Origin of the sequence: Aquimarina discodermiae, from assembly GCF_040786235.1 — a bacterium.
GTDB lineage: Bacteria > Bacteroidota > Bacteroidia > Flavobacteriales > Flavobacteriaceae > Aquimarina.
This window is the reverse complement of record NZ_JBFMKP010000039.1, coordinates 1-17,347: the sequence shown is the minus strand read 5'-3', so window position 1 is coordinate 17,347 and position 17,347 is coordinate 1. Positions and strand designations below refer to the sequence as shown.

Sequence of the window (17,347 nt, the reverse complement as noted above, 5' to 3'; positions counted from 1 at the left end):
AACGTATACCCCTATGAAACGACGGTTGTTTATTCTGTTCTTAATGGTATTGCTGGCATGGCAAGGTATGTTTTCACAAACGTATCCTGTTACCTTAATACCGCAGGCTATTCCTCCTGCACCTATTTATTTTTCATCTTATGCAGATGCAACTGCTATCAATAGTCCATTACGTTTACAAATACTCTTAAATGACCTTTCTCAGGCCAATCGTGAGATACGATTAAAAGCTTATTTTGAAGGTAATGGTATTGCGTTTGAGAGTAAAGATCTAATCATAGGAGCTCCCTCTCTATTTGTTGAAGGAGGAGTCCCATTAACATTATCAAATACAGAATTAGCTCCATATTTCGCCTTTGAAAACATATCGGGTATTCCGCCATCAGTATATGGCCAAGTGATCCCAGAAGGATCTTATCAATTTTGTTTTGAAGTGTTTGACACACTTACAGGAGCTCGTATTTCTCAAAGAACATGTGCTACCACCTATGTTTTTCAAAACGAACCGCCTTTCTTAATTGCTCCTTCTAACCAAACCGATATTTCAGAGCAAAACCCATTAAACTTATTGTTTCAATGGACTCCAAGACATATTAATGTCAGCAATGTACAGTATGAATTAAGTATTGTAGAGATCTGGGATCAAACGATGAATCCGCAAGCTGCGTTTTTGGGTTCTCCTCCGGTATTTCAGATCACTACCTCCAACACTTCTTATCTGTATGGGCCAGCGGATCCTTTATTATTGCCCAACAAACGATATGCATGGCGTGTACAGGGAAAAGCTATTAGCGGTGCAGAAGAAGTAGGATTATTCAAAAACAATGGATATAGTGAAATTTTTTGGTTCAATTATACCGCCCCTTGTGATACGCCAACCAATACCAGACATGAGGTAAAAGGCGCTCAACAAGTAAACATTCTTTGGGATGACTACACTACAGATGTGCCCGAGTTTACCATACGCTATCGACAAAAAGGAGATAATAACGAATGGTTTTTTGCTAAAACCAGTGCCAATTGGACTACGTTATGGGACCTTCGAGCAGATACCGAGTATGAATATCAAGTAAATAAGAGGTGTTTGATCTCAGAAAGTGATTATTCTCCCTTACAAACATTTACTACCCTAGCCGAAGATGATGAAACCAGTCTTATAGACTGTGGTATTTCTCCAGATTTGGATATCGAAAACATGGAGCCATTAGAACAACTGTTTCCTGGTAGTTCTTTTAAAGCCGGAGATTTCCCTATTAAAGTAACTGAAGTAAGTGGTAGTAACGGGCGGTTTACAGGAAAAGGATATGTAACCTTTCCCTATTTTAACAGTATTAAAGTAGCTGTTAATTTTACCAATGTTTTTATTAATAACGAAAATCAACTTGCCGAAGGAGCTGTTATTACTACCTACGACCCTACATGGGGAAATATCCTGGATGTAGACGAAGTTATTGATGTAGCCGAAGATATTGCCGATGTCTTTACTGGTGGGGATGTTACAGAAATACCACCATTAGATTATGAAATAGATACCGAAGATATCAGTATTACTGATGGGCAAATCGTTATTGTAAAGCCCGACGGTACGACAGACACTTTTGATTATGATGAAGGAGATACTCATATCATTAAAGATGCAAGCGGTGATGAGTGGACGGTTAAAGACGGAAACATTACCCAAACAGGTACAGGAGATCCTTCTCCTCAAATAACATCTGATAATACCGATGGTGTTAACTCAGGAAACCCAACAGGTACACTAGAAGATCCCGTCGTAAATAACATTACTAATGATGCAATTACAGTAACGTTTAGAACTGGAGATGACACCCATTTTGCTTTGGATCTGGTAAACAATGACTACGAAAAAGCCAATTATCCTAACATAAATACCAGTAGTGGCGACTCTTACTATCCTGCCCATAAAGCCATTGTAAAAGGTGAAAATGATGTGTTTTATGCCGATATCGTTATCAATGACTCCAAAATCAATATCGACAGCCTGATTATCAAAACGGTAACAAACAAATCGATCAAACATGAGCGATTGGCCAATACCAACACCTATAAAATTACTGTTACAGGTGGAGATCCCTATCGCACCGAGGAAGCAGTGATCACCTACCTTGATGCTAGCGATAATAAATATAAAATAGCCGCCAATTTCTTTATACACCATCTTAAAAAACACACTCCTACTCCATTACAAGTCATTACAGTAAATGGTGGTAACAATATCTCGAATCTAGAAACAGGTCTAAATGATATTTTTGGGAAAGCAGGAGGTATATTTAACGTCAAAAAAGATGTTATCAATATTACCATTACCAAAGACGAATGGGATGATAATGATAACGGTGTTATTGACTACGATGGTAGCGGACTTTTATCAGATTACCCTACCGAATTAAAAAACATCTATAAGGCCTTTAAAAAACAATATCCTGGGTATGACTCACAACAATATTTTGTTTTAGTATTAAGTGATGAATTTACGGTTTCTAAACCCTTAAGTGGTTTTATGCCTAAAACCAGACAATGGGGGTTCTTGTTTGAAAAACATATGGGGCAAGGACTTGAACAAAAAGATTCTGCCCTTAAGGTAGCAGCTCACGAATTAGGGCATGGAGTATATACACTACGACACCCCTTTGGTGATAATGATGCTAACGCAGGGCAAGCCAACACCTGGCTGATGGATTATGGTGATGGTACCGAATTAGGATATCCTAATTGGGCAACCATGAGTGATCCTAGCTTGAAGTTGATGTTGTTTCAGGATGATAAGGATGGGGAATTTGCTGCTGACCAATACCTAATTGGTAATGCGGTAGCACCCAACAAATTTAATCAGTACGAGGTGACCGTTAATACTACCAGTAAAAACGAATCTTGTATCTCATTTGTTTCTCCTGCAAACAAACTAATCTCTATCCCTCTTAATGCAGAGGATATTACCTTTTATCATACAGGTGCACTATTCGCATTTACTGTATTAGAAAACGGAAAGTTAGAACGTTATGTAGCAGCAAAAGGTAGAAGTAACAATGGTCAAGAGCTGTTCATGGGGTATCTAAAAAACCTAGGAACAAGCGACACCTGGACACAACGTGTATTTCAAGATCACTATTCTAAAAATCTGAGCAATAAAGTCACCGTACATTTAGGAAAACTAAAAAGAACAGATGATAGTTGTGGTATAGATCTTTATAAAAAAGAAGGATATCCTAATACTGTTGACAAAGGAGAAAAACAATGGAATAGCGGTGGGCGTAAAGAAAATCTATTGAAGACAAATCAAATTGGTAGTTTAACACCATATATGTCCAATGTAAATAGTCCCGAAGCTTGTGATTTATGTACAGATGGGAACAATTTTTATAAAGAATATAGTTACTTAATTAAAAGTGAAGAGGATGCTCAAGCGCTTACTGGAATTGCAAAACTGGTTTGTAGTGAAGGAGACGACAAAATTGATTATGACATCCTGGTAGCACAAATAAGCAAAGATTTTTCTGATAAGTTAGATAGAATCTTTTGGGGAAGTGACAAAGCACTTTTCATAAAAGCTCGTGATGCTTTTTGGTATCATGACGGGGCATTATCCCTCTATCTTAAAGCTCTTCAAAGAGTAAATAAAAATATTAAGGCCTACAACGAAAAACTAGGATCTAATGCATCAAAAGAAGAGTTTTATTCTGCTTTGTATTATTTGAATGATAAATTTATAAGTGACCTGACATATGAAGAAAAAGAGAAGCTTTTAGAAATCATTTTTCAACACAACATATTTATTGGAGATGATTTATTTGTTAGTGGCAAAAGTGATGTTTCTTTAATAAAGAAAATAGTTAATAATGTAGACAATACAAATCTTGATCAGTTTATTGATAAGATAATAGGAAACAAAGAACGATATAAACCTTCATCACAGAGTGGTCTTTCGCAAAAAAGAGAAGTCCTATTTGAGATAGTAAATGCGCTAGAGTTTGATAAGTTAAAAGCAAGAAATATAAATATTAAAATTGAAGCATTAAGTAAAATGCTTGATGGTAATATTCTTACATTTTTTGGGACCAATTATCAAGATGTTATTACTAAACTCATGAAATCTGTCACTAATGAAGAGGCTGCAACGTTTTTAAGTTCTTTAGAGGATCCAAAAAAGAGTTTTGATGAAGACCCTCTGGTATTTCACCTAAAAGAACGGTTAACAAACTTTTTCACAAACTCAGATTCCTATACCTCTTTTTTCAAAGAAATAAACAGATTAGCTGCCGAAAGAGCTATTGAAAGTCCTAATACTTATGGGATAAAAGCAGAAATAAACTGGAAAGTAGAAAATCGAGATTATGTTTTATTAAGTTTTGTGAGAGATAAAAATGACTATGAATATTTATATGACGAAGAAACTCATAAAGTAAAGCTTTTAACCTGTAAAAATGGAGGGAAAGATTGTAGTAGTAAAATCAATTTATTAGAAAAAAGTGGCTCTCCTTTTGATATGGTTATGGTATATTTTTATGACAATGCCTCTCCATTTAGTCCTGTTACAAACAAGCACTTGTATACAGAAAGTGGTTTAGAGGCCAAAGGTCATATTATTCCAGTTATTTTTCTTGAACATATGTACGATGATACAGGAGATCAGCGAATTAAAAATTTGGCTTGGAATACTTTTAATGTTGTAATTACTGTTGCTACTCTTGGTGAAGGAGCTGCTGCTATTTCAGCAGTAAGAATAGCAGCAAATTCTGGCACAAAAATTCTATTTAGAACACTATATAGACAATCTTATTCATTAATTGATCTTTCTATTACCGTTGGGGGTGCGGCATATCAATTTGGTACAGGAGACAAATTACCAAAGACCTTTCAATATGTTGGATATTTTCTTGCTGCCAAAACAACCTTTGATCTACTTAATGGAGGATTAAAAGGATTAGCTGTGGTTGATAACGCCACAGCAGCTCAAAAACAAAAATATCTAGATGATCTTCAAATACTAAACTCGAAAGGAAAAAAAATCACTCTTGATGAGTTTGATGATTTAATTGTAAAAAGTAAACAACTCCTAAACAAAAACGAGCATTTAAAATCTGAATACAGAAGAGTACTTTTAGAAATTAAACTAGGTGTATCTGCTTCTAAAACCAGTATTTTGTCTAAACTTGATGGTCTTGCTGATCCCAAATTAATTAAGTTAAAAGATTGGATAAACAAACTAGGAGACAACGATCTCTCTCTTTTACAAAAGCTTGACGATCTTGGTGACGACATTCTCAAAATTGGAAAAGATTTTGATTTTGGGGACGCAAGTGTTATATCAAAATTTATTAAAGATCCCAACTTAGTCGATGCATGGGGAGTTTTAAAAGCATTTCCAGAGATAAGAGTAGTAAAAGGTAATATCGAAATACTTTCTAAAGTAAGTAAGAGATTTGAATATGACAATAAATCATCTTTTGAAGGCTTACAATTACTCTTTAATGGTAGTGCTGCAAGTAAACAAAAATTGATCAACGGACTTAAAAAAGCAGATGAAATTTTTGACCCTTCATTGCCTGTAAAATTTAGTGGAGTAAAAAAGGGAGATATAAAAATAACGCGAACCATTGACGGTAAAGGAGATGAAGTAGCGCGTTTTGTTGATAATAAGCTTGTCAAGAAAAAATTCTTAGAAGATGGAACCCCCAAAGGAAAATATGAAGGGGATGATATCTTAAAAAAAGGTGACGAAGTAGGGTTTAGGAAAAAAAGTAATGGGCCAGCAAAATTAGTCGAAGGCAATAATATATTTAGGGGTTCCGCAGCAGAATATAGCCTAGCAAAAAAACGATTAAAAGAATATATGGATGGAGAAATATATAAAATTAAAAATTCAGGATTACCTAAGTCCGAACAGGATGAATTGATGAGACAATTAAATAAAAAAAACAAGGCCTATTTAGAAGGAAACATTGGGAATTTAAAATTTGATAACCTCACGATAAGAAAAAGTGGTGACACTTTTGAAGGAGAAGATATTTTTACAGCATATAAAGTTGACAAGAATGGAGGTATTAACACGGCTGAATCTTGGATTAGAAACGCAGATACTGAATATGTTATGTTATCCGAAATAGCTAGGGATTTGGGAGCAAAAAAAGGAAAAATTTATCCTAATATTAAAGGAGAATTTAAAATCGTTTCTGAACTACCTTATTGTTTGTCCTGTCAAGGCGTAATTAAAAATTTCAGTACTATGTTCCCAAATGTAAAAATCGTATTGATTGATAATTTAAAATATTAGATATGATATTAAAAGAAATAGTATATGCCCCAACAGCGGTTAAACAATATATATATAAGTTTAATGTAAATAATTCAACTAAAATTGAATTAATAGATATCGATATATTGGATGGAACCCCGTTTGTAACAATTGATTTTAAAAATACATCAGCAAAATTAATATACAAATTCGCATACAGGTTAGGAACTTTGCAAAAACATTTAGCCATTAAAGGAGATAGCTGGTTACCTATAGATGAGTATCCATTTCCTCCCGAAAGTTAACACGTACTAAAAGACAAAATAAATATTCTCATTTAATCATAACAAAAAATTAGTATTAGTTAAATAATGACTGAAAACAACTTTATTATATTATCCTTAGCCTATCTAATTGTAGCAGGAATGCTTACTTTTTGGTTTGGCCCCTTATTAATTAATAAGGGTAATGATATCGTTAATGATATAGTCACATATAAAAATATTAATTCGTTATCGATACAATTAGAGAAAAAGCTTAATAAACCTAAGATTGTATTAAATGGAAAAGAATATGATTCCATACCCTTAAGCAGCTCAATCAAATTAAAAAATAATGTAAAGGAATATCTTGATTTTAAAATATTTAGTGACACTTTACTAGTAAGCAACACCTTCAACACAAAGAGCACTGATTTTCAAATAGTCACTGATTTTTTGAAAAAAAATAACATCTTAAAAGAAAGTGATCTTAAAGATGAAACACTTCTTAAAATAAAAAATGTGGATGTAAACTTTATAAAAGAAGTTGAAGTTAGAAAAAGTCAAATTCGTAGTGATAAAAATAATATAGCCTATTTAAAGGTAAATAATCACACCTTAAAAGGAGGGAACATAAAATTGCGAGCTTGGACGATGATATTGGCGGGATATTTCGTGACGATACTTTCTGGAATAGGACTATTGCTTATTCCCGTTTCAATGTATACACAAATAAGAGATTATAAGGACTCTGGAACAAAAATGCATATCCCAAATAAATTAGAAGGAATAAAACAAGTTTTTAATTTATTTACTAGAAAAAATAAAAAAAATAAAAAAAATAAATAACCCCAAAGGATGAAAAAACACTATCTACTCATACTAGCACTGCTCCTATCGATAGTTACTTTTGCCAATACAGGTAAAGATACTTTGTTACTGACTACAAAAAAAGTCATAACATCTACCTTTAATAGCCCTATGGCAAAAGGGTTAGACTCGGTCGCATTGCAACGTCTGGCTTCTTTTAAGGCAAAGCGTATCGCCGAGCAAAAAAATGGTGCCTATGCGTTACGCAAATACAATACGCAAGAGTTTCGTTCTTTTTCTGAACTAGAGTCTATATCAGCAGAGGCGCCTACAGAAAACTTCTTCCAGGGGTTGGCAGAGTTTACTAAGGACTATATCAAAAAGATCTATAAACCTACTCCCAAAACAGATTCGCTAGTTAGCAAAGCCAAAGAATTGTTTGAGGAAATCGAAAAGCAAAAGAGTTTTGTAAACATCCTAAGTGGTAAAGAGTTATTAGAGTTCCCTGTTGGGATCAAAAAAGATGTATCTGCCAATTCATCAATCACTATTGGGGTGGTTAAAGCAAAATTACATGCCAACTATGCAGAGGTAGATTTGTTTGCAAAACTTACGCTGGGTGAGCTAAGTACCGAGCTTTTCTTTAGCGCCAGTAATGTCAAACTATCACACCAGGGAGGTATCTATGGCGAGGCGCAATTAAATTTGATTGGTGACTTCCCAGTAGGGCAAAGTGGTGGGCAATGGGCCATTACCTTTAAAGGAGGCTTAGAAAGTGATGGTAGTGCGACCAGCCAAACCTATGTAAAAATTGATTGTACCGGTAAAGTATCAGAAATAGGATTAGAAGCCGATGTACGTATTGCCAAAACGGTAGCCATTCCCTTGAATGAAGATGGCACTAAAAAATTTCCGGGAGAAACCAAACCACAAGACGGTAAAAAAATAGCAGGTAACGAAAGCTACGTAGGCGCTAGTTTCAAATTCGTAGCAGAATCATTACAAGATCTGATCATCGAATTAGACCTACCTAAATTCGAATTAAAACCACTACCTGGCTGGGCTTTTAAAATGCAAAATGTAGTCTTGGATCTAAGTGATACCAAAAATTCGCCTACCGTAAAGTTTCCAAACATCTACAATGAGCAACAATTGATCCCTGCAGATCAGCAAGAACTATGGCGAGGGTTTTATGGTGAAGAAGTCACCGTTACCTTACCACCAGAGTTTCAGATCACCAAATCCAAAGAACGCATCTCCTTTGGTGCCAAAGGCCTATTAATAGATAATTTTGGGGTCTCGGGTAATTTCTTTGCCACCAATCTTTTTACTATCAACGAAGGAAATGCAGGTAAATGGCAATATTCCCTTGATTCTATCAATGTAGACTTACAGGTAAACCATTTTATAAAAGCTGGTTTTAATGGGGAGTTGGTACTACCCATTAGTAAATCAGACAGCAGTAGTAATGGTGCTTTGGCCTATAAAGGTTTGATCACAGCAGATCAACATTATAGTGTACGTGTCGAGGTGACCGAAGATGTCGATTTTAATATCTTTAAAGGAAAAGCAAAGCTTTTTCCAGAATCCTATATAAAGATGGAGGTAGAAAACAGTAAGTTCTACCCCGAAGCCAACCTCACGGGTCTTATGGCCTTTAATAAAGAACAAAAAGATGCTCTGGACAACACATCCTCAGAAGATGTAAAAGATAATGATATAGAATCCCTTAATTTTGAAGGGCTCTCCTTTCAGAATTTTAAAATACAGACCAAATCACGCCCCTATCTTTCTATAAAATATATGGGCTTTAAGGATACGATTGCCTTACCCAAAATTGCAGGATTTCAACTAGGATTTTATGATGTAAAAGCCAAAGTATACGAAGATGATCGTGCCGAAATTGGTTTCAACAGTTATATCAATCTGGATAAATCGGGTATCAAAGGAGATGTAAAACTACGTATCCTAGGAAAGCTCGAAGAAGGAGATTACCTAAAATGGAAATATGACAAAATAGAAGTCGATGCCGTCAAGGTCGATGTCAAGAAAAAGAACTTCGAATTTTACGGAGAACTCAATTTCTTTAGGGACAATCCTGTCTATGGCAAAGGACTCTCTGGTAAGCTAAAACTATATGCCGAAAGTCTAAAAATAGAATTGGGAGCCAAAGGTATTTTTGGTCGAAAAGATGATTTTAGATATTGGTATGTAGATGCGTTTGGTAAACCGACTTCTAATAAGAGTAATAAGAGTTTACAAATTTTAGAGCTGGGTGGTGGTGTATATCACCATATGCGAAAAGCCGGAATGGATGAACGTGCCGAGAGTATGTCAGGCATCTACTATAGACCTGATATTGATACCGAATTTGGTTTTAAAGCCATGGCAGCTTTTAAAGTTAAAAAATCGGCTACGTTTACTGGTCTTTTTGCGATCGAAATGAGCTTTAATAGCGAATCTGCTGGTGGTGGACTAAGTAGACTTGGATTCTATGGCGGTGCCGCTCTTATGACCGGCGGTGGCGGTGGAAGCGGTGGCGGAAGCGGTGATGGCAATCCTTTTGGTACCGTAGCCGGAATGCAGAAAAAGCTAGCTGAGAAAGAACAGAACAATCCCGCTTTCAGCGAAATGTCTATCGATAAAGAAGGAATCAAATATTTTGCCACTCATGTATTTCCTGATATCCTTACCGGAAACGAAAAATTTGCAGCACAACTTGCAGTAGATTTAGATTTTAGAAATGATACTTATTGGGGGATGTTTGATGTATTCCTTAATCTAGGGACCATTCGTGGAGCAGGTGAAAAGAACAGGTTGGGATATATCGAATTTTATGATGCACCCAATGACTGGTACATATATATCGGTACTCCTACCAAACGATTTGGGGTAGCAGGAATACCGATCGGGCCATTTGATGCTTCCTTCGACCTCTACTTTATGGTAGGAACCATATTAGAACCCGCTGCTTTGCCCAAACCAGAGGTAATTGATATTTTAAATTTACAAGGTGATGAGTTACAATTTGGTAGAAACTTTGAAAGCCAATTGGCACAAGGTACAGGATATGCCTTTGGTGCTTATGTCGAGATCGGAAAAAGCTTTGATTGGGGAATCATTTATGCATCGGTACGTGCTGGTGTAGGGTTTGATATTATGATTAGAGATTTTGGAGATGCACACTGTAAAGGAAGACCGGGTCCTATCGGTATGGACGGATGGTATGCCACCGGGCAATTATATGCTTTTCTACAAGGTGAAATAGGTGCACAAATCAAAATTTTCGGAATGCGAAAAAGAATTCCTATCCTGAAAGCTGGAGTTGCTGTACTAGCACAAGGGCAATTACCCAATCCTTGGTTTGTAAAGGGTTATGCCGGAGTAAAAGTAAGAGTTATGGGTATTATCACCATACAGGCCAGACTTAAAGTAACCATAGGAGAAGAGTGTGAAATAGTGGGTAAAACAGGACTGCAAGAAGTCGTCATTATTTCAGATATTTCTCCAGAAGACAATGCTAACGAGGTCGATGTCTTTGATGCTGTACAAGTAGCTTTTAATGTACCTATAGGCAAAACTGTAGAAATCAATGATGATCTGGGAACCAAAAAATATCAAGTAACCCTGAAAGAGATTACTGTAAAAGATGGAAATACAACCATCCCAGGTGAACTTATCTGGAATACCAATAAAGATATTCTCATATTTGAATCTGATGATATTTTACCACCAGAGAAAAAAATAACGGCGACAGCAAAAGTACAGTTTAACGAATACAAAGGCGGGCAATGGGTAGCTGTTATCGATAATGGGCAACCTATTGTAGAGGAAAAAACTGTTACCTTTACTACAGGCAAAGCACCTACAAGAATACCGCATAAAAACATCGAATACATGTATCCGATAGTAAATCAACGATATGTACTACCTAAAGAATCTAACACAGGGTATGTGCAACTAGAAAAAGGACAAGATTATTTATTTGGCACACCTGGATTTAAAGATGAGCTATTCTTTGTAACCGAAAACGGACAAAAACTAAAAACGCAATTTGCATATGATAATGCGAGCAACAAATTAAGTTTTACGCTTCCAAAATTACCGAATGAAACGAATATTACATATGCCCTGATCACTTCAAAATCGGGAACGGATTCGAATGCTAATAACACTATAGAAGAAACGTTTACACAGGTTGACGAAAATGTATCTATCTCTCAAAACACACTTACAGGAGATGCCACCAACGATGCATTCATTACTCGATTAACATTTAATTTTAATACCAGTAGGTTTGATACCTTTAGAGAAAAGGTCAGAGCCATGAATGTTATAGATCATTTTAATTTTCATGCTGGGTCTTCAAACACAGCACAACTGGAATTGAAAATTGCTAAGTTCGAACCATTTGATGTGAATGAAGTGGTTGGAACTCATTATACTTTAAACAAACCTCTGATGTCGGGTATAGGAATGAAATCTGATGATTATTATCAAAAAGAAATTTATCCTCTATTATACCAAAATTACCCATTAGATGGTAACATTCGTGTAGATAGAGACGAGACCATTTTGGGAACACCACCTATGAAACATATTACCCCATCAATACGATATAGTCAATATGTTAGAGATAATCCAGATAGTCCTTACTTAAAGGAACGTTTTCCTTTCCGTTGGAATCTATCTGTTGCGTATAAACAAGATTACAATCATTTACAGTATGTGATTATAAATAGGTATCTAAATGCAGATCCTGTTGATCAAAATGCTTACGAACGATTTAAGTATATCATGGATGGACAATTTCCGTACATCAACGTTGAAAAATACCAGGTAGAGTTTCACTATATACTACCTACCAAAACATCGGGTAACACAATTAAAATCGATTACAAAAATAATTTTTAATGGCTTTAAAACACTCTATCATATATATTACAGTACTTTTTATAAGTGTATGTACTCCTGTATCTTCTCAAGAGCAAGAAATAATACCTTCTAAAAAAATAGTGGTAAAAGCTCTGGCAAAAGCCGATGCAATCTTATTGCGTTGGGCTGTAACCGACAAGTATGCCTGGAAGTATAGTAACCAATATGGATTTATTGTAGAGCGTACGACAGTATTACGAGATGGAAAACCGTTATCCAGTCCAGAACGGGTAATTCTTTCTGGCGATACTATCAAACCACGACCTGCCAGTGAATGGGAAAGTTTTGTACAACAAAATGATATGGCTGCAGTTGCTGCACAAGCTATCTACGGAGAGTCATTTCAAGTAAATAATAACGAAGACAATCCATTGCTACAGGTATTTTACGAAAGTGAAGAATTGGATCGTAGATTTGGGTTTTCATTATTTGCTATTGATCAAGATTTTGAGGTAGCACAATTTGCAGGACTCGGATTTGTGGATACTACAGTAAAAGAAAATGAAAAATACCTATATAATGTAAAAAGTGCTATCCCAAAAGATAAATTGGAGGTTGAAGCTTCTGGTGTTTTTATAAGCACAAAAGATCGTGAAGAGTTACCAAAGCCCTTTGATTTCTTTGGATATTACTATCAAAATGCCTTTGTACTGGTATGGGAGTATGATCAATTACTACCTTATTATACTTCGTATAATTTAGAACGATCAGAAAACGGTACCGATTACAACAAAGTAAATGAAGTACCGATTACCAAATTGGCAGATTCTCCTTATACTGGTGTTTCTTATACCGATTCGATTCCGGGATATGGAAAAAAATATTGGTATCGCATTGTGGGTATCAATTATTTTAATGAAAAAAGTCCACCTTCTGATACGGCAGAACTCATAGCTTTTAAAGAGATTAGAACCGAACCGTTATTTACTTCGTCCAACATCCTTTCTGAAAATGAAGTAGAACTGCAATGGACATTTGCAGAAGAAGAACAATGGAAACTGCGAAAATTCGAACTTTTACGTGCTGAAACGGCTATTGGTCCCTATAAAACGGTAATAGATAGTATTGCTCCAAATCAAAAAAGTATCAATTACAGTCCTTTATCAGATATCAATTATTTTAAATTGAAAGCTTTTGGTAAAAATCAAGATTTTAAAGAATCACCACCGACCATGGTACAACCCATCGATAGTATCCCTCCAGAAAAGCCACAAGGGTTAGAAGGTATCGTAGATACATTGGGTATTGTAACCCTCAAATGGGCAAAAAACACCGAGCTCGATTTAAAAGGATACAATATTATAAGAGCCTATCGTAAAGATCAGGAGTTCACAAAACTTAACAAACAGAATCTGATCAAAGAAAATTATATCGATAGTATCGATATGACCTCTTTTGATAAAGCGGTATATTACCAGATAATTGCAGAAGACAACCGATATAATGAATCCGTACCTTCTGATACCTTGGTGCTCGTAAAGCCAGATCGAATACCTCCTACTTCACCCGTCTTTAAAACCTATGAGATTAAAGATGGTGGTGTTGATTTTAGCTGGATTAATAGTTCTTCTGATGATTGGGCATCAACCATTTTATATCGACAAGATGCTACCGACTCTATTCCTGATCGATGGCAAAAAATATACGAATCTACCAACAATTTGATCACCAGTTATAGTGACACCAAAGTAAATCCTGGTAGAAAGTATAGCTATACCTTGATTACAGTAGATCAAAGTGGACTAGAGAGTGAACCTACTCCTCCTGTAATCATCAATATGCCTGGCAAATTATTAAAACCAGGTATCAAAGGGATCTATGCAACCGTCGACAGAGAGCAAAAATTTATACAGCTTACCTGGCGTTTTAATGATGAAAATGGGGTAGAACTACAGCTATATAGAAAATCAAATGAAGCATCATTTACGCTATATCAACGATTAGATCCAAACGATAAACGATGGATTGATCAAAAGTTAATCCCTAATACTACCTACAATTATGCATTTAAAGCAATTTTTAAAGATGGTAGTATAAGCGAATGGAAAGAGATTGAGGTGAAATATTAGAATTATGAAAAGAAAAGCGTTTTTACTACTATTATTGTTTTACCCTATACTGTCTTTTACAGTTTTGGGGCAAGAACATGGTCTCCTTTTTGAAACAAAATTGGTCGGAAACGCAGGAGGCAATCATGCTAATAGTGTTAATATAAGTTTTAAAGATGATAATGGAAGTTCTAGTATCGTTTCTTATAGTCCCGAGAATTTTGGTTTTGATATTAATAGTGATCCTATTTTTCATTTTTTTTCTGTCCTCAACTCATCTTCAAATCCACAGATAGATATACGTAGTCGTTTTATAGGAAACCCTTCTAATCCAGAAACATGTGTCGAAGAAAAAGCTTTCCCATATACTCTTGATCCCACTGGAGTTAACAATATTAACAATTTTAATGTAGATCCAACACGTAGCTTTAACAGATGTAATTTCCGTACCTATATTTACACAATCCATATCGATTTCCCTGTCGATAACAATGGACAAGTCGTACGTGAAATTTGTCCTGAAGAAGAAATTACCTTGAATTATGGTTACCATTGGCAATTTAGTTTAAATGGCATTGACTGGAATCACTTTCCGGATTCAAAGAACGGTAGAACTACCACCTTCAATCTATTAGAATTACTTAATTTGACAAATACTCCTGAAAGTGCATTGCAAAACGCAAACAAAGCTCACTTCAGAACAGGATATAAACCTACGTTAGAATTTACCAATATTATTTCCTTCGATATAAAAAATTGTTCTCCAGAATTAGATGGTGCTATTGTAGACATTCAACCTTCTTGTAACAATAGTATCAATGTTGCAAATAACGATAATGGGAGTTTTACCGTTACTTTTGATAGAGAACTTGATGATACCAAGCAGGAAAAAATGAAGATTGAAGTATGGGATCTCGTAAACGGGATTTGGGACGGTTTTGAATCTAAAGTGATCGAAAAAATTGATTTTAACGGGCGTTCGTATACCTGGAATCCCAGAAATTTACCCGGTGGAACCTATAAACTATTCTGGCAAACCAAAAGCAATAATGCTCCTTTTGACAATGCAAACAGTACTCCTGATAAATTCGGTGAAAGTCCCTCTTTTGTACTAAATACTCCCCCTCTTTTATCGGTAAGTGGTGTTCCTACTGATGTACAATGTGCCGGGGGTAGTGATGGAAGTATAACGGTTACTCCTAATGGTGGAACTCCAGGAATCTCACCTGCCTATGAATATTCTATTGATGATGGAATTAATTGGCAAACGTCTGCCCTATTTGATGGACTTACCAAAGGGGATTATGTAGTGACCATTCGTGATGGAAACAGTTGTGAAGTACAAAGTCCCACTATCTCTGTAGATGAACGTTTTCCTACCATACCCAATGTCATTGGTTTACCGGGATTAATTACCAATCCTACACTGATTGATGGTAATAACGGTCGTATTGTGATTGCTGTATCAGGCGGATCCGGCAACTATACAAATTATGTCTGGACCAAAGATGGTAACCCTTTTACACCTCCCATAGGGTCTACCAACACCAGTATTGTTGATTTATATGAAGGTGTTTACACCATTATAGTAACCGATTCTAATGGTTGTAATTCTGAGATCGAAACCTTTACATTGACCGATCCAGAACCTATAGATATCACCATCAATATGACACCAGATACACTAGATTGTTCGGATACTATGGTTAATCTCATCGCTAGTGCAACAGGAGGGTATCTCGATCCTGATGGAGAATATTCATATCTATGGAACGATGGTACAACAAATCCTTCACTAAATAATGTGGGAATAGGCACCTATCAGGTAACAGTTACCGATAATGGAGGAAATAGCCAAGTGCAAGAAATTAACGTCGAAGGACCTAACCTAATCACTGTAACTCTTTCTAACAAAAAAGAACTCTCTTGTAGAGATGGTAGTGATGCAGGTATACAACTCGATATACAAGGAGGAACAGGAGATTATGTGGTCATCTGGGAAAAGATAGCAGCACCTGATTTTAGTGCGTTTGGTACTACTCTAGAAAATATAGCTCATGGAGCGTATATCTACCGGGTAGTAGATGAAAATGGATGTATGGTGACCAATGCCAGTCAGCCTATAGAATTTGCAAACCCTCCTTTGTTCACTATTGATCTGGGTGAAGATCCTTTCTTTTGTGAAGGGCAAACAGTCACTATTTCTGCTGCTATATCAGATCCCCAAGCAACCTATAGCTGGACATCTACTACTGGATTTACCAGTACTAATCCAGAAATCACAGTGGATCAAGAAGGACAATATACCGTAACCGTAACCAGTGGGAAAGGGTGTATTGCAGAAGACACTATCAATGTCATCGAAAATATCAAAGAAATTAAAGCAGAGTTTTTATATACCAGCCAGATATTTACCAATGAAAAAATGGTAATGATCGACGTAACCTATCCGGCACCTAACGAGGTCGAATGGATCATACCCGATGCTGCAGAAGTTATATCACAAAATCAAGATCTTGCAGAACTATCTTTTGACACACCAGGAGAATATGAAATTACACTAATTGCTACCCTGGGAGATTGTAAAGATGTCTATATTCAAAAAGTACTGGTGTTACAACAAGAAGGACTTAACAATGAAAATGATCCGACAATTCAACAATTAGAAAACATTAAAGAATTTAAGGCATATCCCAACCCATCAGACGGGCAGTTTTCTGTAAAAATAACACTCAAAGAAGAAAAAGAAATCAGTATCAAGGTGTTTAACCTAACGGATAACACACTTTTAAAACACATTTCAGCAACCGGAAAAAAGGAATATGATATACCTTTTACTCTCCAGGTAGCTTCAGGTGTATATGCCATTGTATTAGAAACACCTTATGGAAATGCCATTAGAAAAGTGATTATAAAATAAGGCTAAGTTCTAAGATAAATATGTGTTATCTTTGAACTATTAAATTTCAGCTATGATCCCAGAAGATTTTAAAGATTATTTTGTGAATTGCGTTCACACAGAGCAGCAATCGATTATTTCA

Annotated in this window: 6 protein-coding genes; all 6 read left to right on the top strand. The window is 35.8% G+C overall.

Translation table 11 applies throughout. The features are described from left to right. Window positions 1-13: 13 nt before the first annotated feature. The 6 genes from ABW636_RS20050 (at window position 14) to ABW636_RS20025 (ending at window position 17,226) form a co-directional block, all read left to right on the top strand. Window positions 14-6,292, top strand: coding sequence for a deaminase domain-containing protein (locus ABW636_RS20050; protein WP_367591871.1), 6,279 nt, complete (start codon window positions 14-16; stop codon window positions 6,290-6,292). A 2-nt stretch (window positions 6,293-6,294) separates the two neighbouring features. Further along, window positions 6,295-6,558, top strand: coding sequence for a hypothetical protein (locus ABW636_RS20045; protein WP_367591870.1), 264 nt, complete (start codon window positions 6,295-6,297; stop codon window positions 6,556-6,558). Between the two features lie 66 nt (window positions 6,559-6,624). Further along, on the top strand, window positions 6,625-7,362 hold the full coding sequence (locus ABW636_RS20040) for a hypothetical protein (RefSeq protein ID WP_367591869.1): 738 nt from the start codon (window positions 6,625-6,627) through the stop codon (window positions 7,360-7,362). A gap of 9 nt (window positions 7,363-7,371) precedes the next feature. Then, window positions 7,372-12,237, top strand: coding sequence for a hypothetical protein (locus ABW636_RS20035; RefSeq protein WP_367591868.1), 4,866 nt, complete (start codon window positions 7,372-7,374; stop codon window positions 12,235-12,237). Beyond that, complete coding sequence (locus ABW636_RS20030) at window positions 12,237-14,327, top strand: fibronectin type III domain-containing protein (RefSeq protein ID WP_367591867.1); 2,091 nt, start codon at window positions 12,237-12,239, stop codon at window positions 14,325-14,327. The genes ABW636_RS20035 and ABW636_RS20030 overlap by 1 nt, the downstream gene beginning before the upstream one ends. Window positions 14,328-14,331: 4 nt before the next feature. Then, window positions 14,332-17,226: a T9SS type A sorting domain-containing protein gene (locus tag ABW636_RS20025; protein ID WP_367591866.1), complete on the top strand. Its 2,895-nt coding sequence runs from the start codon at window positions 14,332-14,334 to the stop codon at window positions 17,224-17,226. The last annotated feature ends 121 nt before the right edge of the window (window positions 17,227-17,347 follow it).